The following is an 18,884-nucleotide window of genomic DNA, read 5'->3' as shown; positions in this document are numbered from 1 at the left end:
CTAAACTTGCTGATCGTGCGCAGATCAGTGAGCTGCTGAGCCGTTATTGCAGTTTTGTCGATGACAAATGCTTCAATATTGCGGCAGTGGAAGCGACATTCACACCGGACGGTCGCTACGTACGTCCCAACGGTGCCGCCGTCGTTTATTAGCTTAGAGATAAACTCTTTCCAGCCGACTTCCCAACCGGCTTAACAACTCGTTTGCGATTGTTTCGGAAGCCGCTGCTACTTCCTCTGCGGTAATGACCTCGGACCCGCCCTCACCGAGCAAGGTGGCTATATCACCGCGTTTTACATTATGGATATCCGTAATATCTATCATGAGCTGATCCATACAGATTCGGCCTATGATTGGCGCACGGCAACCGTGAATCAAGACCTCGCCCTTTCCACAGGAGAGGCTGCGCGGCACTCCATCCGCATAACCGATAGACAGAACCGCAATGCGGGTATTTCGGGACGCGGAAAATGCCCGTCCATAACCTACACATTCTCCGGCGACGATTTGCCTGATCAGGACGACCCGTGATTTTAGAGATAAAACAGGCCGCAGTTCCGGCTGTATTTTTGTTCTATTACTCGGTGAGCTAAGGACACCATATAGTGCAATTCCAATTCTGGCGTAGCTGCATTGCAGCTCGGGATAGTTCAAAATACCATAACTGCTTTGAATATGCATTTTGGGCAGTTTAATCCGGTGCTGCTTGAGGTGTTCCAGCAAAGTATAAAAATCACTCAATTGTTCTTTGGTAAATGCAATGTCATCCTCCTGCGTACTATCCGCCACATACAGATGAGTATAAATACCGCAGACTCTCAGGTTACGACACTGAAAGATGCTTTCAATCTCCGCCGTATTATTGCAGCTTTCTCCCAAACGATGCATACCGGTATCAATCTTGATATGCACAGAAATTGGTTGCTCTGATGCATTCAGTTGTTTTGCATGTTTATAATCAACGACCGTTTGTGATAAACGATACCTGACGAGTTCAGGAAGCCTATGCGGGTCGGTATAACCTAAAATTAAAATATTACCTTTGATCCCATATGTTCTTAAACGGATACCTTCCTCTATCGTCGCAACCGCGAAGGAGAAAACGCCGATTCTATTCAAATAACGCGCTATCTTCACATCGCCATGCCCATAGGCGTTGGCTTTTACAACTGCCATCAGTTCACATCCATGCGGAAGTAAGTTACGCAGAACCTTCACGTTATGACCCAGGTTGGCCAAATGAATTTCAGCCCATGCCCGGTCCAAATTGTTCGAATGTAATGTCAGTGTTCTCATGAGTTTGTCGCCAGACTTATCGCTGCATCCACAATCTGCCCGAATGTCATTCCAATGCCTTTCAGCATATTGGGATAGCGACTGTGAGAGGTAAAACCGGGAATTGTATTTACTTCGTTGAAGATGATTTCTTTTTCCGGCGTCAGAAAGAAATCGACCCTTGCGAATCCGGAGCAATCCAGCGCCCGGTAAATGACGGAAGCCGTCTGTTTAATGCGCCCGGCCGTATCAGGATCAATGCGGGCAGGCATATGAATTTTAGAGGTTTTCAGGGTGTATTTCTCCGTGTAATCAAAGAACCCCTGAGACAGCTCTATTTCGTCAACCTCACCGATGGCAAGCGAATCATTGCCAAGGACGGCACAGCCAACCTCAAAACCATCGACGGCTTCCTCTATGATGACTTTATTGTCATGTTGGAAAGCAACGGTAACCGCATCGGATAACTCGTCCTTTTGGAAAACCTTTGTAATGCCAAAAGAGGAGCCAGCGTTGGCAGGTTTAACAAACAGAGGAAATGTTAGGCGGCTGATCTGCTTCATCATTTCGTCTTCGATAAATCCGGACCGCAGCGCGACGGATGGAGGTGTTTTGATACCGGCCAGATTTGCTATTTTGTGAGCGATGTCCTTGTCCATGCACATTGCGGAACAAGGCGTACCACACCCCGCAAAAGGAATACCGGCTATCGTTAATAATCCCTGTAATGTTCCGTCCTCGCCGTTTTTTCCATGCAGAACAGGAAACGCCACATCAATTCTGGTTGCAATCACCTTATTACCACGAAATTCGAGCAGTCCGTGAATATTCCGATCAGGTGAAATGATTGCCGGGACACAATCGTTGCTATCCATCCATGTGTCATTCTGAATTTTCTCAAGTGAGCCATAATATCTGAACCAGGCTCCCTGCCGAGTGATTCCAATCAATATGGTTTCATACTTATTTGGATTTAGGTTGGTTATTACAGAATAGGCGGATTGGAGAGAAACCTCATACTCTGTAGAGCATCCGCCGAATAAAACGGCAACTTTGTTTTTTTCATTTTTCATATAATCACTCCTCAGGAATGTTAAAAGCCTGTCCAATTCGACAATTTCATCTTATCGAAATCAGGCAGGCGATATTGGAATTTCAACTTATCAAAATCTTAATAAATTCTTATGAAGAACTTATTCTTATCCTAAGCTGTTGTACACTGCCAATGCATCAGTAACATTGTATTGTTCGGATTTGTGATTTCCCTTGGCACCGGCTGAAATCAGAATATATTCTCAAATTATAATTAAGAGCACCGAACCATTCGGTGCTCTTTCTGCCACATTGGTTTTTCAAGGTCTCTTAAAAAATTTTGCTATTATTCATTTAAGTATGTGCTTACCCTGTCCTGAATCAATTGGGCAGTCGTTTCCGCTGTCTTCTGTCCTGTAAGGAAGGCCGCGGTTTCCTCCTGAACAATCGAAATAATCTTCTGGTCCGTTCTGACGTAGACGTTCGCTTGACTCAGCAGGTTTTCCATATAATCGACATCCTCCTGGGTGGGGGGTTGCAGTGTTATAGATTGAGATGGAATGCCGTCGTCCTTTATAATCATTCTCCCACCCCTTTTTTGTATAGCCTGGGTGAAATTCCGGGCAATCTGGGGAAGCACACTCTTATTAATCGGCATTCCTCCCTGAGTCATCATATCATCAGAGACCAAAAATTTTAAAAATTCCCAGGCCAGTTCTTGATTGGCTGATTTACTGCTGATCCCATACATGGAGTCCGTGGAAAAGAACACGTTTCCGGGGGGCTTTAAAAGCTGAACACCCTCGCTGAAAATCGCCTTGGCCACTTGCAGATCCCAAAACCCTCCAAGAGAAGTGAAATTAAAAACAAGTTTACCCCGGGAGGCCATGTCCGTAATGTTGGTCTGGGCTGTATCCGTATTAACCAGTTTGTGGTCAATCAGATATTTACTCAGGTTCAGTAAATCAAGAAATTCCTGGCCGGTAAAATTGGCTGTTTTCTTCTCCGGATCGACCAGGCTGGCATAGTTTTCTTTAACCAGAGTCGCAATCAGTCTTTTTTCATCCATCCCGGCCAAGGCATACATCTCCTGGGTTTCCCCGTTTTGGTTGTCGTTAATGACCTTTTCCGCCGTCTTGACAAAATCGTTCCAATCCCAGTTGCTATCGTCGATTTGCACCTGGGAATCAGCCAGTAAGGTTCTATCGGCGGCAATGATATCGATACCGATATTAACCGGCAGCCCATATAGTTTATCTTTGTATTCCAAAGCCTTGAAAATATTTTGGTAGTATTTGCCACTGTCGAAGCTTTGATCCGACTGCATCAGCCCGCCCAGGTCAACTAAAAGATTCTTATCCGCATAGGTCTGATAGGGCAGGTCGTTTAATAGAATTATATCGCTGCCCTGCCCGGACATGAGCTGGGTATTCATAGCCGTGACATATTTTTCAATATCGCCGGGATCTGCCGCCCTGACACCTTCACCTTTTTCCGAAGTACTGGAGGTGTATTCTTTCACCTCCACACTAACGCCGGGATGAAGTTCCTCAAACTTTTTTACTGCCGTATCCAGGTACATATCTTTGGTCACAACCGCAATGGTCAGGGAATTAGGATTATTATCTTCCCTGGCAGCCTGAGTATTGCCGCAGCCGGCGGTAAATACCCCCAGGCAGAGGACCAGAACCAGGATTAGGACAACTCCGCATTTGTTTTTTATCATCAAAAAACCCCTTTTCTTTAAGTATTCAGAATTCAGGAGCCAGAATTCAGTAGGGATTTGAACCCAAAAAGATATTCTGACTTGACTACTGTTAATGACTTCTGAATTCTGACTTCCGGATTGACCACTGACTACTGACGTTCACCTCACTTTCCTGATCGAAAAAATGGGCCTTGGACATATTAAAACCCACCCTGACTTCCTGTCCGGTTTCGGCGCGCAACTCCGGACTCACCCTGACAACCACCTCCCTGCCGGCTATCCTTACATAATGGTAGGTTTCAGCCCCTCTCAATTCGGTAAACTCCAGCCTCCCGCGCAAAGCACACTCGGGATGGCGGTCCAAAAAATCTCCGCTTCCGCAGAGATGCTCCGCTCTTATCCCCAGGACCACTTCCTGGTCCAGATACCCCTGCTCTTTTAACTTTTGTCCCCCGGCAGTGGGAACAGGCAGTAGGGTGTCGGCCAGTTTGGCAAAAATACAGCCGTTTTGCTCTATAATTAAAACTTCCAGAAAGTTCATCCCGGGGCTGCCGAGAAAACCGGCCACAAACATATTGACCGGGTGGTCATAGATGGATTGCGGGCTGTCAATTTGCTGGATCAGGCCATCCTTCATCACCACGATTCTGGTGCCCATGGTCATGGCTTCGGTTTGATCATGGGTTACATAAACAAAAGTTGTCTGCAGATTTTTATGGAGCTTGGCAATTTCTATTCTCATCTGGGCTCTCAACTGCGCATCCAGGTTGGACAGAGGCTCATCCATCAGGAAAACCTTGGGTTTCCTGACAATGGCCCGTCCCAGGGCCACCCTTTGCCTTTGCCCACCGGAAAGTTCCTTGGGTTTGCGTTTCAGAAGATCTTCAAGTGCCAGAATCCTGGCCGCTTCCTGCACATTTTTCCTGATTTCAGCCTTGGGTATCTTTCTCAACTTAAGTCCAAAAGCCATATTGTCATAGACCGATAGATGGGGATAAAGAGCATAATTTTGAAAAACCATGGCGATATCCCGGTCCTTGGCAGCCACGTCATTAACCAGCCGGTCATCAATATATAATTCACCGGATGAAATTTCCTCCAGCCCGGCAATCATCCTTAAAACGGTTGTTTTGCCACAGCCGGAGGGACCTACCAGTATTAAGAATTCCTGATCCTTTATTTCCAGAGAAAAATCCCTGACTGCCGTAACCCTGCCGGGGTAGGTCTTAGATAGATTTTTCAGATATAAACTCGCCATCCGCTGCCCTCCTATTAGTTAGGGACATTCCTATTATTGGGGACATTCCTGTCCACACAGAAATGCTTAGACTTCAGCAGGTGTGTCCCCTGACCTTATTATCAAAAATATAGAGCTGAATACCAGCAACACCTCCCCGCTCCCTATGACGGGAGGCATTTTTATTATCAACAGCAAGGTGGTGCCCAGACTTAAGGCGGCCAGCATGAAAACGCTGCAAAACACTTCAACTTTGACTAGTTTTTCCTTCAACAGCTTGATCTGGTAAAGTCCCAGCAAGAACAGCGGCCAACCAAGAAAGATGTTTAAAAACAAGTTCCAGTTCTGCATGGTATTAAGGATATTAAACTGAACTTCTCCTGGCGGCGCCACATATCCGGCGCTTTGCAGCCCGGTTTGAATCCCCTTTTTAATGAGCTCGGCCCAAAATGAAGCATCAATAAGTTCATTGGGTATGTTTTCCGGAGGAATATATAAGGTAAATCTGATTAATTTCCATAGCAGCAGCAACACCGCAGCAAGCGCTAATACCTCCGCCATACCAGGCACAAGCCTGGCGGCGTCCCCCTTGATCATCTCCGACCAATATTTATCCCGGAGTCTCAGGCGGCAGAAATGATAAATACCCCTTATTTTTCGCCTGAGCCAGCCGAAAAGCATCACAATTGCCACCGTCCCCGCCACGAAATTGCGCAGCAGGTTTTCTTGTTCCATCAGGAGACCCGCCACGTTATAATCGATGATTTTGTAGTTGGCGGGGTCCTGGCCAATTGACGCCAGGGCTGTTTCTAAAACGGCGGCGTTGAGGCCTGTAGTGCCGGCATCCCTTGTTTCCACTTCCAATGAGGTTATTTTGCAATCTTCCTCCAGTTCCAACATCTTTTTTGCCGGTATGTACACTGTGCCGTATCCCCTGTCCGTCAGAGTCCCGAGCAGGGAATGGTCAACCCCGGCCACCCCGGTTATTTTAAATTCCCGGCCATACAGTTTTATTTTCCGGCCCACCACATTGCAGTTCTGAAAAAGAGCCTGAGCCAGATCTTCATCGATTACGGCGACCTGCTGGTTTTCCTGTTCGAAAGTTAAAAAACAGCCTGATCGTAGGTTTATTTGATGGAATTGATCGTACCTGTCATTCACCCCCAACACCTGTGCTTGACTCTGGTTCTTTTGATAGGCGGCAGAAGTTGAAGCCTCCATGGCGTAAGCCAGATCATAGTCCCGGAGGCTGTATTGGGTAAGCTGCCTCATATCTTTCAGGGAAAAAGAGCCTTCTTCCGGCTGATTGGAGTTGCTCAGCCAGGTGGCGGTAATTTTGTTGGTTTTGTGCGGGCCGCCAAGCTCCGCCAATTTAGCGGGCAGGGATGACCCCAGGACGATGCTCCAGGTTAAAACCAATATGCCCAGGGCCAGAATAAGATAGGCCGGATAGGCTGATTTGGCCGGTTTCAATTTGCCGCCTCCTCCAGAACTCTATCCCCGTCCTCCACCGGTTTATTGCTTTGCATCACCACTTCTCCCATCACCATATCTGTGAGAGCGGACTTTACATTATCGCTGTCTTCCACATTTACTTCCACCTTTTGCAAATAGTTCTCCGTACCTAAAGGTCCTTTTCTTGATTCCAGAACGAAGACATAGGAGCCGCTGCTGTCGTTATAAACCGCGCTGTTAGGTACGAGGGTGGCGTAAGGCTTTGTTTTTTTGCTTAAATAAATTTCTCCCTTTTCGCCGCCTGTAAGGCCTTCCAGAGACACGTCGATCCACAAATCCTTCTCATCTCCGTTGTGCTGGCTGTTTTCAACTATCTTGTCGATTTTTCCCTCGGTTTTTTTATCCCCCAGGGAGAGAATATTAACACTCACCGTATCTCCGGGTTTGACGTAATCAACCAAATCATTGTCAATTGGCACTATCAGCCGGAACCCCTGCCGTAGATCAGCCAATTTAAACAGGGGCAGGGAGTTATTGGTTATAGACCCTTCGGCGAAATTCAGTTCTGTGATCATGCCGTCCACGGACGCTGTATACACGCCGTTGTTTGCCACCTGTTTGGCCAGGGTATCCACCTTTCTGGCCTGTATTTCCAGATTAAGCTGAACGTCCTCACAGTTTCTTTTCTCGTCCGCCAGGTTCTTTTCGGCATTTTGCAGGTTTACCGCCGTTTCGGCTTTATTATCAAACAGGTACTTCAGGTTATCGTAATCCCTTTGTTTTTGCGCCTGCTCTTCCCGGGCCTCAGCCAGGGATAGCTGCAGCTGCCGGTAGCGGGCCTGTTCATCCTGATAATTCGACTTCAGTTCGTTCACGTCCAGGATGATGATGGGCTGGCCTTTGCTAACCCTGTCCCCCTGCTCCACCATGACTTCCTTTACTCGCAAATTGGCATCTGCGTATTCCTCCCGGGTTGATTTGACCTCGACCGTCCCTTCACCGAATATTTCTTTGATTAACGCCCCGTTCGTCGGCCGGACCGTTTGGACCCTGGGCAGAGCAAAGTTATTGATGGTATTGGAGAAGAAAGTTAACCCGATCATCGCCAATAGGAACAGCAGGCTTAAGCGTCCGATCACTTTTTTTCTTTGCGCATCATCCGCAATTGCTTGATTCTGCAATTTTCTGTCTCCCTTCTGACCTGGTGCAGCGACACAAAAGCAAGACACTAGTTGCTCAGCCTTTGATTCCAGAAAGCCGGATCCCCTCCAGCAAGTATTTTTCGGCGTAAAGGAAGTTCAGCAGCACCGGCAGCATATACAAAGTGGACGCGGCAAAGGCCAATCCCTTTTCACCGTCGATGATTCTGGAAAGGTAGAGTGAAAGAGGCTGTTTGGCCGCATCCTGTAAAAAAATCAACGGCTGTTCGACCATGTTCCAGTTATCGATAAAAACAAGTATGGCCATGGCTGCTATGCCGGACCTGGACATGGGCACGATGATTTTGAGGAAAATCTGGAGCTGGTTGGCTCCGTCCACCCGGGCTGCTTCAATATAGGAATCCGGTATTTGCTCCATATACTGTTTTAAAAGAAATACGCCAAAGGTGCTGAAGATGCCGGGAAAGATAATGGACCAGTGGCTATTAAGCAGGCCCAGCTGGCCGGCCATTAAATAATTGGGCACAAGGGTTACCTGGAAGGGCATCAGCATCACAATGATATACAAAAAAAATAAGAAATTTCTGCCTCTAAACTTCAGTTTGGCAAAGGCATAGGCAGCCAGGGTTGCAACAATCGTTTGCCCAATGACGATGGGGAAGGTAATCAGCACGGAATTCCAAAACATGAAAAGAAACTGGGTCTTTTTAATGAGTACGTTATAATACTGCTTCAGCACCACCACGTCGGGTATAAGCTGGAACCGGGCGAAGTGATTCGCGGTGTTATCGTTATAGCTGCTTAAGTTTTTGTCCGTCACTGGGTCATAATTATCGGCGATTTCCTGTTCACTCATAAATGAATTGGTGACGGTTACAGCCAGGGGAAAAATGAATATGACAGCCAGTACCAGTAAAACTGTAATATGGAGTATATTTTTTATTCGGTGGTTACGATTCAACACACACACCCCTATCGCCGGTTCTAAGTTTGGGGTCTTTACACTCCTGACTCCCGGCTTCTGACTCCTGAGATTCTAATTAATCATGTTGGTGATCTTTCTCTCCACGATAAAAAGCAGTAAAACGACGGCCACGATAAAGACAGCCATAATGAAGGCCGCGGAAGTCAATTTTTGGTAATCCAGAGCCATGAACATATTGTTCATGTAGTGCTGCAGCATATAGATGCTGTTATAGGGATATTCTCCGGAGATAAGATACGTCTCCCGGAAAACTTTAAATGAATTGATAATCGAGATGACAAAAACAAAAAAAGTTGTGGGAGTCAGGTAAATCAGGGTTATTCGGAAAAACTCCTGCCGGCGGCTGGCCCCGTCGATCCTGGCCGCTTCGTAGTATTCAGCCGGTATATTTTGCAATCCGGCCAGAAACAGGATTACGCTGTAGCCAATGTTTTTCCATAGATAAACCACCAGGACCACCATCCTGGACCAGCTGGTTTTCATCCAGTCCACGGGCGGGTAACCCAGGGCATGGATCAGGGAATTTAAAACGCCGTTTAAATCAAAGAAAGCCTGCCAGACCAAAACAACCGAGGCTACGGGTACCACCAAAGGAGTTATCATGATGGTGCGAAACAGGTTCCGGCCCTGGATTTTTTGGTTCAATAACAAGGCCACTCCCAGGGAGAGGATCATATTAAGAGGTACACAGATTAAAGTAAACCTGGCTGTATTCGCCAGAGCTGATAAAAAGCTCGGGTTTTTTAACAAAGCGCCGTAATTATGTAATCCAACAAAAGTACCGTTAATGGGACTGTCCACCAGGGAATAGTAAAAGCCGGTGACAAACGGGAGCAAATAAAAAAGAGAAAAGCCCAGCAGGCTGGGCCCGAGGAAAAGCCAGGCCAGGCAGCCGTTATTAGTTTTTAATTTTCCAGTTCTCATCTTTACCACCCTAATCGTCATGGACCAAGCAACGGCTTAATCGAAATCCCAAGCAATCGAGCGCCCGGTAAATGACGGAAACCGTCTGTTTAATACGCTCGGCCGCATCAGGAGCAATGCCGGCAGGCATATGGATTTTGTAATATAAAAGCCTGTCCGATTCGACAATTTCATCTTATCGAAATCAGGCAGGCGACGTTGGAATTTCAACTTATCAAAATCTTAATAAATTCTTATGGAGAGCTTATTATTTTCTTATGCTGTTGTATACAGCTAATGCATCGGTAATATTATACTGTTCCGAATGGTGATCTCCTTTTGCACCAGCTGAAATCAGAATATATTCTTGTTTACCCACTTTGGCGAGACTCGCGAGACATAGACCGGCCTCATCGGTATATCCAGTCTTTCCCCCTAAAATTTCCCCATCAATAATGTTTTGATTGTTGAGTTCTTCAAACATGGTATTGTAAAAGGTTATCCCTCCAGGGTGCTTATTAGTGGGTTGTGTGGAATGACGGGATGAAGTAAAAATCTCCCGGAAAGTATCATTTTGCAAAGCATAGCTTAGAAGAATGGACAGATCTTTGACTGTTGTGTAGTGGTTTTCATTGTGAAGTCCGGTCGCATTTTCAAAATGGGTATTGTCCATACCAAGATCCGCCGCCTTTTGATTCATTATTTTTACAAAATTCTGCTCTGATCCCGCAATCTGATCAGCAAGTCCAATACAGCACTCCGCGCCGCTCGGCAGCATTACTCCGTATAACAGATCGATTGCCTTGACCTGCTCGCGTGGCTGGAAACCTGCCATTGATGCATCTGCTTCGTACAACCCCTGAAACGTAGAATTGGTAAGTATGATTTCTTCATTCAGATTAGGTAATTCTTCTATCGCAACAATGGCTGTCATCATCTTAGTCAAAGAAGCAGGATAGATTTTTTCTTCGCTGTTTTTTTGCATCAGGATGGTATAATCTTTTAACCAGAACAGGATGGTATAATCTTCTAACCGGATCAGAATCGCATTAGGACTGTTCAGCTTATCGGGAGATATAGAAACAGAGGGATCAGGCTCTATCTTTGACGAAGCAACCGGCGCTGTTCTATCGTCAGAAGAATCGGGTGTTATCTTTAAAGAAGAATATGACGAGGTTTTATCGTCATATTCTTTCTCAAATATATGGTGGTTTCCTGGAGCAATGATGGATTTGTAAACAAAGGCGGTAATGACAACCATCAACAGAAATTTTACAAATATGTGTATTCCTGACTTTTTCCTTCTTACTTTTCGTACCATAATAAAACAGCTCCTTATTCTGTGCTGATATTATTCAACCACAGAACAAGGAGCTATGTTGGAATTCCATCTTATGAACTTCTTAAGATTTTCTTATAACGGAAGCTTTATTGTAAATGTGGTTTTTTCCGGGTTGCTTTCCACAGAGATTGTTCCGCCGTGAGCCGTGACAATTTCTTGTGCGATTGCCAAACCCAGCCCTGCTCCACCGGTGCTTGTGGAACGTGCAGTATCTAATCGGTAAAATTTTTCAAAAATACTGCCAAGCTTTCCCTGCGGGATTGGATTTCCCTGGTTAGTAAAAGTTATAACAATATTTTTGTCCTGCTGTTTAGCAGAAATGTCAATGACGCTGTTTTCATAGCTATAGGCTATCGCATTTTTCAGAATGTTATTGAACACACGGGCCAGTTTGTCTGCATCTCCCCACAGAGTAAGGCCGTCAGGCACATTGACGGACACCTGCTTTTCCTGTGGAGTCAGCATTGGATAGAATTCATCTGCCATCTGCTGGAGCATGAACTGCAAATTGATTTTTTCTTTATTCAAAACAATAGTTTGAAGATTAAATCTTGTGATCTCAAAAAACTCATTTATAAGCTGCTCTAATCGATATGCTTTTTCCAAGGTAATACCGACATATTTTGCCTTCTGTTCGGAAGGCATATCATGTGCTTCATCCAGAAGACTTAAGTATCCTATAACGGAGGTCAGAGGTGTCTTTATATCATGAGCCAAATAAACTACCAAATCATTTTTGCGCTGCTCGGCATCAAGAGCAGCTTTCTTTTGTTTTTCCAAGTTGTTTTTTATCTGATTAAGCTTATTTTCCATAAAATCCAATTCTGGCGATAATGTAATTTCATCATCGGATTCCTCAGCAAGTTTATTCATTCCAGCGCTGATTTCATCAAAATATTTTGTGAACCAAGAAACAGAAAATCGAAAAAGGATAACTAAAAATATTAGGATTACAACAAAAAGGATCATGCCCATATTGTTGCGAATCACCAACTGATAGATTGTTTGTGCGTCCGAATCTTCAAAATGAAAAGCGTTGACTAAAAATCGAACGATACGATCTCCGATTTGTCCACGCAGGATATAGCGCAATAGATAAACAGTCATAGCGGCGGCAACTGTAATCAGAAGCATTTGAAAAAATACTTTACTTTTTAATTTTGTATAATCATTCCTCCTTTTATCTCTCCTACTTTTCAATTTTATAGCCAACCCCCCATACCGTTTTGATATACTTAGGATGCTCTGTGCTGTCGTGCATTTTTTCTCTTAGATGTCGGATATGAACCATTACAGTATTATTGCTGTTAGTGAAATACTTATCTCCCCATACCTCATGAAACAATTCTTCCGAACTTACCACCCGTCCGCGATTGGAGCAAAGGACCCAAAGAATTGAAAACTCTGTAGGAGTGAGAGATAGCTTTTTTTCATTCAGCGTACATTCATGGGTATCCATGTCCAATACCAAGCCGGAAAAGGCAATCAAGTGTTCTTCCTGGTTTGGCTCTGAAGGATTATATTTGGTAAATCTCCGGAGCTGCGCCTTTACACGGGCAATAAGTTCCAATGGACGGAACGGCTTGGTGATATAGTCGTCCGCACCTAATGTCAGCCCGGTAATCTTATCGATTTCTTCTTCTTTGGCTGTCAGCATGATAACCGGAAAATTATGCTTTTCCCGGATTCGCTGACAGATTGAAAAACCGTCTACATCGGGGAGCATGACATCCAAAATGGCGAGGTCCAGTTTTTCATTTTCAATACAGTTAAGGGCATCCTTGCCGTTATAAAATTTAAAGACATTATAATTTTCGTTTTTCAGATAGACTTCTACCAAATCGGCAATAGCCTGTTCATCATCAACTATCAAAATGTTCGCAGCCAAAAGCGTCATCTTCTTTCTTTAAGTATATATCCCCATAATTATTATACCGCGAAGCAAAAATCCATTTTATAGCTTTTTACTTATTAAAATCTTAAGATTTTCTGAATATCGCGATACTGATAGTCTTTTACACACAAATATAAATATCAATTTCGTCAATAGCAAGGGTTTTAAGCAATAAATTCCCTGAGTTTTTAAAGAGTCAATTACCACCCGCTTGAGCGGGTGGCTTGAGTAAGCCCTATAAGGGCATGATACTGTCACGCGCTACTCGCGCTCTAAAGCAACTGCCAATCGCAGGACTTTTACAGCGGCCGCCCTCGTCGGGCGGCTGTTTTACTTGCTTCCTTTTGCTGGCTCACCCGTGAGCTGGTCTATGTACTCCTTCATGCTCATTTGCTCTGTTATTTGATCTTCCAACCCAAGATTCCCGGACTCTAAATATCGTATCAACACCTTACAGTATTTCCACATACCCTTCCGTTCCGTTCACCCGAATTCTTTGCCCATCTTGAATCCGCCTGGTGGCGTTTTCCACCGGGCAGCTGTTCCAAACGGTTCAGGAACTCCTGTTCCTTCTGTTTTGCTTCCAGCAGGCCCTGCTCAAATATGTCTCCTACTTATTTCTTTTACAACTCTATTACATCTTACGTCCATTGTATTGTATATACTAAGATAAGAGTGGAGGTGGCTTTGTGGCACATATTCTCATCGTCGAGGATGAAAAATCCATAAATGACCTCATTGCCATGAATCTGTCTCTGGTAGGCCATACCAGTGAGCAGGCCTATGACGGTAAAGAGGCTCTTGAATACTTAAAGCAGAATACTTATTCTTTGCTTATAATGGACATCATGCTTCCGGTACTGGACGGTTTTTCCCTTATGCAATATGTTCCGAAAGGTACGCCGGTAATTTTCCTCACTGCTATGGGCAATCTGTCTGACAAAGTCAAAGGACTTAAGCTGGGTGCTGACGATTATATCGTAAAACCCTTTGAAACCATTGAACTTCTGGCACGGATTGAAGCTATCCTTCGCCGTACACACCAGTCATTAAACATTTTTTCCCTTGACGGTACGGTTGTAAATCTGGAAAGCAGGGTTGTGACAGTAAACGGGAGCGAAATCGAACTTACCCTTAGGGAATATGAATTATTGGAGATACTTATTAAAAACAAAAATATAGCCTTATCTCGCGAGAAACTTCTTAAATTGGCCTGGGAATACGACTATTTCGGCGAAACAAGGACCGTGGACGTTCATATTCAAAAACTTCGTAAAAAGCTGAATTGGGATAACCGGATAAAGACCGTTTATAAAATGGGATACCGTCTGGAGGCGGACCAGTGAAGTTCTGGCAAAAGGCTTTTATTGGAATTCTGGTGGTATTCATCCTCTCCATCAATATCTGCTTGTATCTAACTTCAAAATACAGCTTCTCCCTCAACATGAAGCGGGATACCGACCGGGCTTTAGGTGAATTCCACTTCATCATAAACGGTGTTTATGATACTATGAGCAGTTTTTACTACCGTGAACAGGCTGCTCCGTCACCTGCTACCATTGAAAGCCTCATGCGTTCCTATGCCGACTATTATAAAAAACAAAATGTATTTTTGGAACTTAGGCAGGCCAATAAGCCGCTTTTTACCAATATACCCACCGGTGCCGCATCCGGCGTGGACACAGCCGCCCCGTCAAAGGATGCCTACTCTGTTAAAGTGGCGCAGAGCAGCGGTATTTACTATTTATATATCAGAGGGAAACCGGGAGGGCTGTTTGAAGATTACAGTCTCATTTATGTGCGGGATCTTTCAGAACTATATAGCGCACACGCTCAGCTCACCCGCTACCTGATCACCATAAGCGTACTGGTGGAGATTCTGCTGACACTGGTATTACTGCTCATCTTAAGGAGACTCACCCGGCCCATACGTATCCTCCAAAAGGCCACCCATAAAATAGCCGGAGGAGTGTATGATGAAAGGGTCAGCATACCCGGCAGGGATGAATTCCACGACCTGGCGGAGAACTTCAATCAGATGGCATCCAGCATACAGGAGAAGATTAGCGAGCTTGATAAAAATGCCCAAAACAAACAACGCCTTATAGACAATCTGGCCCATGAGCTCAGGACCCCCCTCACAGCCATCCGGGGCTATGCCGAATATCTTCAAAATGCGAACACCGGTGAACTGAACCGCATAAAAGCAGCCGGCTATATTGTGAGTGAAATCGACAGAATGAAGAACCTGGCATTCAAGCTGCTGGATTTGGCCCTGGTAAGGAACACCGATCTGGATCTGCAGGAAATAGCCCCTTTGGAATTGTTCAGGCAGGCTAAGAACGTGTTGAAATCAAAATTAAAAGAGAGACGCATCGATTTGCAAATTCATTCCACTTTGGATAAATTCACAAGCGATTCCATTCTTCTGCAATCCCTGCTGATAAACCTTATAGATAATGCGATAAAAGCATCTGCCGATAATTCCGCCATTGTACTGTCGGCCTATTTTGACAAGGTCCCCATACTGGAAGTCAGAGATTCGGGCTGCGGCATGGAAGAGGAGCAAACCCGTCTGGTATGCGAACCCTTTTACCGGGTGGACAAGGCACGTTCACGGAGCACAGGCGGCGTGGGTCTGGGTTTGTCTCTGTGCCGTGAAATCGCACACCTGCATGGCGCTGAGATGAGAATCAGCTCACATCCCGGGAAGGGAACTCTCGTACTGATAGTTTTTACCACTCCTTTACAACCTTCTGAAAACTCCGTAATAGTAAAGAATGTATGATGTACATGTAGTACTACAGAATATAATAAAAAGGAGTTTATTAAATGTCTAAAATTAAAAAGTTATTCCACAAAACCTGGATATTTGTTACGGCAGTGGCCGTCATCGTGGGAAGCAGCTCCGCCATGGTATATGCCCTCAACACCAACATACCGGAGAAAACCGCGGCAAATAAAGCTTCCATCACAGCTGCCGCCGTAAATGAAAGCATTCAGACACAAGCTTCCAAAGCCCAAATTACAGCGGAGTATACCGTTATCGACCGGTCCAAGCAGAAGCCTAACGTTGAAGAGCTAAAGGCCGACATAAGTGCAAAAGCCGGTATGACCCCCGAAAAGGTTGAGGAAGCATACAGGACAGTCTTAGCCAATATGATTCCCGGCCCCAAGGATATGTCGGCAGAGCAGGCCGCCGCCTACGCTGCCACAATGGTGAAAAAGCTTTATGGCGCAGATTTAACAGGTTATACGGCCGTTGTAAGTTTTTCAAGAAACCCTATGCCAAACTCCGATAACTGGGGTGTGATATTCCATGCCCCAAAGGAAACCGACAGCAGCACAAGGTATAGCGCCTCCGTCGACTCCGTTAACGGAAAAATGCTTGATGCAAGCTGCTACAACCTCGATTTCCGGGAAAAGACCAATAAAAATCTCCAGGACCCCCAGTGGAAGAATAAAGCTATCGAAGTAGTATCAAAATTACTGCCGGCCAATGTTTCCATCCGAAGCAGTAAAGTAGTATTTACCCATACGCATGCCGGTGTCTCCACTGTATGTGAATTGTCCGACGGCTCCGCATTTGCAGTCCGCATAGAGGGTGAAAACAAAGAAGCCGTAAATATTCAGTACTTCCCGAACGGCTATGACGGAAGTTGGGATTTTCACCCTGTGACAGGTAACGGAGTGGGTTGATACCTCGCTTAAGGTTACAGTACGCCCGATCCGGCTCATTTTCCGTACCGCCGTGCAGGTAAGGTTTATCGCCGTCGTCAACCGTCAGCTTTACATTGGAGTGTTTGAGATTATCAAATTTTTCGTCCTGAATAGGACGCTCCCCACGGATAAACAGAAGGACTAAGCGGTTGTCCAGCATCCGCACCTCATCCGGGGTCAAAAGCTCAGGTCCAGACAGCTGTATTGTGTTGCAGGTTGGTGGCGATTGTTCTCATTTAAAACCATCCGAAAAAAAATGGCAGGAGTTTATCACTCCTGCCATTGATACCTATGTTAATCATGTCATTCCTTGCTTATTTTATACCTTTTGCCAGTTCGTCCACCAACTTGTCTAACCAGCGTATCTTCTGCATAAGCGAGTCTTCGATTTCCTCGACGCGAACTCCGCAGATTACCCCGGTGATTTTGGAAGCGTTCGGATTGATTTGAGGGGCTTCGGCGCTTCTTCAGCGACGACATTCCAGTTCACGCCGAACTTGTCTGTTACTGCGGTGTGGAACACGCTGTAGAAGGTCTCGGTCGGCGGGAGCGTCACCTCGCCACCCACGCAAAGCGCGTCGAAAATAGCCGTCGCTTCCTTGCCCGTAGGTGCCGTGACAGTTAGTTTGATGTTGTTGCCGTTCTTGGGCGGTGTAGCTTCATCGGCAAACCAGACGTTCGTACCGCAGATGACCATCTCGGCGTGCATAACCCAAGTACGCAACAGTTCAGGCGGCGTCTTTGACCCCTCCGGCATATAGTCACCATAGGGCAGGACTTTTGGCTCGTCGCAATGGAAGACGGCGCGGTAGAAGTTCAGCGCGTCTTTGCAATTCCCGTTGAATGTAAGGTAAGGTGTAATCATGGTTTCCTCTCCTTTGTTTTGCGTTTTAGCTTAATCAGGTAGCAACTGCCCTGCACCTGCTTGCTGATTTTTGTACAACATAATATCTATTTGATACGCACCCATCGGTGATTTACCAATAGCAAGACGACAAACAATATTACTAAAGCTGTTAGTACCGCAGCGAGTATATTCAAAACCTTATTTGTCTTGCCTTTCATTAACTTGAACAATAAAGCATAAATGCCAATCCCGATTACCCCTCCAAGCGTATTACTAAGCACGTCAGTGATGTCGGCTCTACCGATTGCGAAAATGAACTGCGTTATCTCAAAGGCCAGAGTTAAAACGACAGTCGCAAGAACTTTTTTCGCAAAAGGCCACGGGGCTTTAAGCATCCAAATATAGATTCCCAAAGGTATGAAAGCGAGAATGTTATTTCTGATTTCGCTAAAGCGAATAACGCCGTTGTCATCGAAAGACCCCAGAAGCGGAATTAGATTGACGACTCGTCCTTCATCCATTACCGCGATAGAAAATTGCAGCTTGAAGAGAATCAGCCAAACTAATGCCAGCAAATAAACTGCGAACAACACGAGCGTAAGTGTGTTTCGTTTTTCCGATTTTATATCAATCACGCCCCTTAATTATAAGACTTTATGCCTTCTCGATCAAACAGCATACTTCCGTATGCGCCTTTCGCGGGAACATATGAGCAAAGTGCAGAAGCCCGTATTCCTATGATGAAAAACGGCGGCGACTTATATTTGTATTGTACAAAACACGGTTTGCAAAAATATACCGGCCCTTTTAACCGATATCTGTAAACTGGGCATTATAAAACTGTGCTGAGCTTATGATAGAGGAAACCGAACCTTGGGAGGTGGAAAAAATGATCACTAACATCGAACGGACACTGGATGAGATGAAGAAACAAGCTCTGATGGCAGGTAAGGTTGAGGGTAAACTTGAGGGTAAAATCGAAGTTGCAAGAGCAGCATTAGGAAAGGGCTTTTCAATTGAAGACGTGGTAGAAATAACCGGGCTTTCTATTGAAACCATATTGGAACTGAAGAAAGAACTGGACAATTAATTGAGCGCTTACAATTTTACCCAATAATTCAAAAAAAGCCTCACGGCCATGCCGTGAGGCTTTCTCATTGCCCACTTCTCAAGATGCGCCTTCAAAACTTCACAGCGTAGAAATTTATCGCAAAAGCATTTGCTTAAGTTATATATTTTTCAGGTCAAGCCCTCGACCTATTAGTACCGGTCAGCTGAATCCCTCACGGGACTTACACTCCCGGCCTATCTACCACGTAGTCTGCA

General features: G+C 45.2%; 18 protein-coding genes, 1 rRNA gene and 3 pseudogenes. 5 read left to right on the top strand and 17 right to left on the bottom strand.

Annotated elements, in window-relative coordinates; all coding sequences use genetic code 11:
• Nucleotides 1–152, top strand: a 152-nt coding sequence (locus DCCM_RS19725) for a nuclear transport factor 2 family protein (protein ID WP_165792084.1), incomplete at its 5' end; no start/stop codon positions are given.
• A gap of 1 nt (nucleotide 153) precedes the next feature.
• On the opposite strand, the gene vanT is transcribed toward DCCM_RS19725, so the two are convergent.
• From vanT to vanR, 12 genes and pseudogenes are all read right to left on the bottom strand, one after another.
• Nucleotides 154–1,296, bottom strand: coding sequence for a serine racemase VanT catalytic subunit (gene vanT, locus DCCM_RS08910; RefSeq protein WP_104372057.1), 1,143 nt, complete (start codon nucleotides 1,294–1,296; stop codon nucleotides 154–156).
• Nucleotides 1,293–2,348, bottom strand: coding sequence for a D-alanine--D-serine ligase VanG (vanG, locus tag DCCM_RS08905; protein WP_104372056.1), 1,056 nt, complete (start codon nucleotides 2,346–2,348; stop codon nucleotides 1,293–1,295). Before vanG ends, vanT begins: the two co-directional genes overlap by 4 nt.
• 126 nt (nucleotides 2,349–2,474) lie before the next feature.
• A pseudogene (locus tag DCCM_RS19590) lies at nucleotides 2,475–2,570 on the bottom strand (D-alanyl-D-alanine carboxypeptidase family protein); the annotation flags it as partial.
• An 83-nt stretch (nucleotides 2,571–2,653) separates the two neighbouring features.
• Entirely contained in the window at nucleotides 2,654–4,033 is a 1,380-nt protein-coding gene (locus tag DCCM_RS08895) for an ABC transporter substrate-binding protein (protein WP_104372055.1), read from the bottom strand.
• A gap of 91 nt (nucleotides 4,034–4,124) precedes the next feature.
• The gene (locus tag DCCM_RS08890; protein WP_104372054.1) at nucleotides 4,125–5,273 is read right to left on the bottom strand and encodes an ABC transporter ATP-binding protein; all 1,149 of its coding nucleotides are present in this window, start codon (nucleotides 5,271–5,273) and stop codon (nucleotides 4,125–4,127) included.
• Between the two features lie 66 nt (nucleotides 5,274–5,339).
• A complete protein-coding gene (locus DCCM_RS08885; protein ID WP_104372053.1) occupies nucleotides 5,340–6,725 on the bottom strand; it encodes an ABC transporter permease in 1,386 nt (461 codons plus the stop codon).
• Nucleotides 6,722–7,888 (bottom strand): efflux RND transporter periplasmic adaptor subunit, encoded by a 1,167-nt coding sequence (locus DCCM_RS08880; protein WP_104372052.1) that lies wholly within the window; start codon nucleotides 7,886–7,888, stop codon nucleotides 6,722–6,724. Before DCCM_RS08880 ends, DCCM_RS08885 begins: the two co-directional genes overlap by 4 nt.
• Nucleotides 7,889–7,943: 55 nt before the next feature.
• On the bottom strand, nucleotides 7,944–8,828 hold the full coding sequence (locus DCCM_RS08875) for a carbohydrate ABC transporter permease (RefSeq protein WP_104372051.1): 885 nt from the start codon (nucleotides 8,826–8,828) through the stop codon (nucleotides 7,944–7,946).
• A 75-nt stretch (nucleotides 8,829–8,903) separates the two neighbouring features.
• A complete protein-coding gene (locus DCCM_RS08870; protein WP_104372050.1) occupies nucleotides 8,904–9,776 on the bottom strand; it encodes a carbohydrate ABC transporter permease in 873 nt (290 codons plus the stop codon).
• A 247-nt stretch (nucleotides 9,777–10,023) separates the two neighbouring features.
• A complete protein-coding gene (locus DCCM_RS08865) occupies nucleotides 10,024–11,076 on the bottom strand; it encodes a D-alanyl-D-alanine carboxypeptidase family protein (protein WP_104372049.1) in 1,053 nt (350 codons plus the stop codon).
• Between the two features lie 93 nt (nucleotides 11,077–11,169).
• Nucleotides 11,170–12,309: a vancomycin resistance histidine kinase VanS gene (gene vanS, locus DCCM_RS08860; RefSeq protein WP_373855417.1), complete on the bottom strand. Its 1,140-nt coding sequence runs from the start codon at nucleotides 12,307–12,309 to the stop codon at nucleotides 11,170–11,172.
• A complete protein-coding gene (gene vanR, locus DCCM_RS08855) occupies nucleotides 12,287–12,994 on the bottom strand; it encodes a VanR-ABDEGLN family response regulator transcription factor (protein ID WP_373855416.1) in 708 nt (235 codons plus the stop codon). The genes vanS and vanR overlap by 23 nt, the downstream gene beginning before the upstream one ends.
• A gap of 686 nt (nucleotides 12,995–13,680) precedes the next feature.
• Between vanR and DCCM_RS08850 the strand changes: the two genes are divergently transcribed.
• The 3 genes from DCCM_RS08850 to DCCM_RS08840 are packed head-to-tail and all read left to right on the top strand — an operon-like array spanning nucleotide 13,681 to nucleotide 16,690.
• The gene (locus tag DCCM_RS08850) at nucleotides 13,681–14,337 is read left to right on the top strand and encodes a response regulator transcription factor (RefSeq protein WP_104372046.1); all 657 of its coding nucleotides are present in this window, start codon (nucleotides 13,681–13,683) and stop codon (nucleotides 14,335–14,337) included.
• Nucleotides 14,334–15,779: a sensor histidine kinase gene (locus DCCM_RS08845; protein ID WP_104372045.1), complete on the top strand. Its 1,446-nt coding sequence runs from the start codon at nucleotides 14,334–14,336 to the stop codon at nucleotides 15,777–15,779. The genes DCCM_RS08850 and DCCM_RS08845 overlap by 4 nt, the downstream gene beginning before the upstream one ends.
• Nucleotides 15,780–15,823: 44 nt before the next feature.
• A complete protein-coding gene (locus tag DCCM_RS08840; protein WP_104372044.1) occupies nucleotides 15,824–16,690 on the top strand; it encodes a hypothetical protein in 867 nt (288 codons plus the stop codon).
• Between the two features lie 37 nt (nucleotides 16,691–16,727).
• Here the strand turns inward: DCCM_RS08840 and DCCM_RS19235 are convergent.
• The 4 genes and pseudogenes from DCCM_RS19235 to DCCM_RS08820 all read right to left on the bottom strand — a co-directional run.
• Nucleotides 16,728–16,913 (bottom strand): annotated as a pseudogene (locus tag DCCM_RS19235) (VirD4-like conjugal transfer protein, CD1115 family); the annotation flags it as partial.
• 112 nt (nucleotides 16,914–17,025) lie between these two features.
• Nucleotides 17,026–17,169: pseudogene (locus tag DCCM_RS08830) on the bottom strand (DUF2200 family protein); the annotation flags it as partial.
• Nucleotides 17,124–17,576, bottom strand: a complete 453-nt coding sequence (locus DCCM_RS08825; protein WP_104372043.1) for a VOC family protein — start codon at nucleotides 17,574–17,576, stop codon at nucleotides 17,124–17,126. The pseudogene DCCM_RS08830 and the gene DCCM_RS08825, both read right to left, overlap by 46 nt.
• Before the next feature lie 86 nt (nucleotides 17,577–17,662).
• Nucleotides 17,663–18,193 (bottom strand): VanZ family protein, encoded by a 531-nt coding sequence (locus DCCM_RS08820; RefSeq protein WP_231702714.1) that lies wholly within the window; start codon nucleotides 18,191–18,193, stop codon nucleotides 17,663–17,665.
• Between the two features lie 254 nt (nucleotides 18,194–18,447).
• Between DCCM_RS08820 and DCCM_RS08810 the strand changes: the two genes are divergently transcribed.
• Nucleotides 18,448–18,648, top strand: a complete 201-nt coding sequence (locus DCCM_RS08810) for a hypothetical protein (protein ID WP_174705148.1) — start codon at nucleotides 18,448–18,450, stop codon at nucleotides 18,646–18,648.
• Nucleotides 18,649–18,798: 150 nt separating this feature from the next.
• On the opposite strand, the gene DCCM_RS08805 is transcribed toward DCCM_RS08810, so the two are convergent.
• Nucleotides 18,799–18,884 (bottom strand): 23S ribosomal RNA (locus tag DCCM_RS08805); the annotation flags it as partial.

Origin of the sequence: Desulfocucumis palustris, assembly GCF_002933875.1 — a bacterium.
GTDB classification, from domain to species: domain Bacteria; phylum Bacillota; class Desulfotomaculia; order Desulfotomaculales; family Desulfocucumaceae; genus Desulfocucumis; species Desulfocucumis palustris.
Note: the sequence above shows the minus strand (reverse complement) of the source record. Positions and strands in the feature narration are given on the sequence as shown.

What these genes read in the sequence shown, in the direction of transcription:
- vanT (WP_104372057.1), bottom strand. Translation starts at nt 1,296, where the DNA reads ATGAGAACACTGACATTACATTCGAACAATTTGGACCGGGCATGGGCT.
- vanG (WP_104372056.1), bottom strand. Translation starts at nt 2,348, where the DNA reads ATGAAAAATGAAAAAAACAAAGTTGCCGTTTTATTCGGCGGATGCTCT.
- DCCM_RS08895 (WP_104372055.1), bottom strand. Translation starts at nt 4,033, where the DNA reads ATGATAAAAAACAAATGCGGAGTTGTCCTAATCCTGGTTCTGGTCCTC.
- DCCM_RS08890 (WP_104372054.1), bottom strand. Translation starts at nt 5,273, where the DNA reads ATGGCGAGTTTATATCTGAAAAATCTATCTAAGACCTACCCCGGCAGG.
- DCCM_RS08870 (WP_104372050.1), bottom strand. Translation starts at nt 9,776, where the DNA reads ATGAGAACTGGAAAATTAAAAACTAATAACGGCTGCCTGGCCTGGCTT.
- DCCM_RS08865 (WP_104372049.1), bottom strand. Translation starts at nt 11,076, where the DNA reads ATGGTACGAAAAGTAAGAAGGAAAAAGTCAGGAATACACATATTTGTA.
- vanR (WP_373855416.1), bottom strand. Translation starts at nt 12,994, where the DNA reads ATGACGCTTTTGGCTGCGAACATTTTGATAGTTGATGATGAACAGGCT.
- DCCM_RS08840 (WP_104372044.1), top strand. Translation starts at nt 15,824, where the DNA reads ATGTCTAAAATTAAAAAGTTATTCCACAAAACCTGGATATTTGTTACG.
- DCCM_RS08825 (WP_104372043.1), bottom strand. Translation starts at nt 17,576, where the DNA reads ATGATTACACCTTACCTTACATTCAACGGGAATTGCAAAGACGCGCTG.
- DCCM_RS08810 (WP_174705148.1), top strand. Translation starts at nt 18,448, where the DNA reads ATGATCACTAACATCGAACGGACACTGGATGAGATGAAGAAACAAGCT.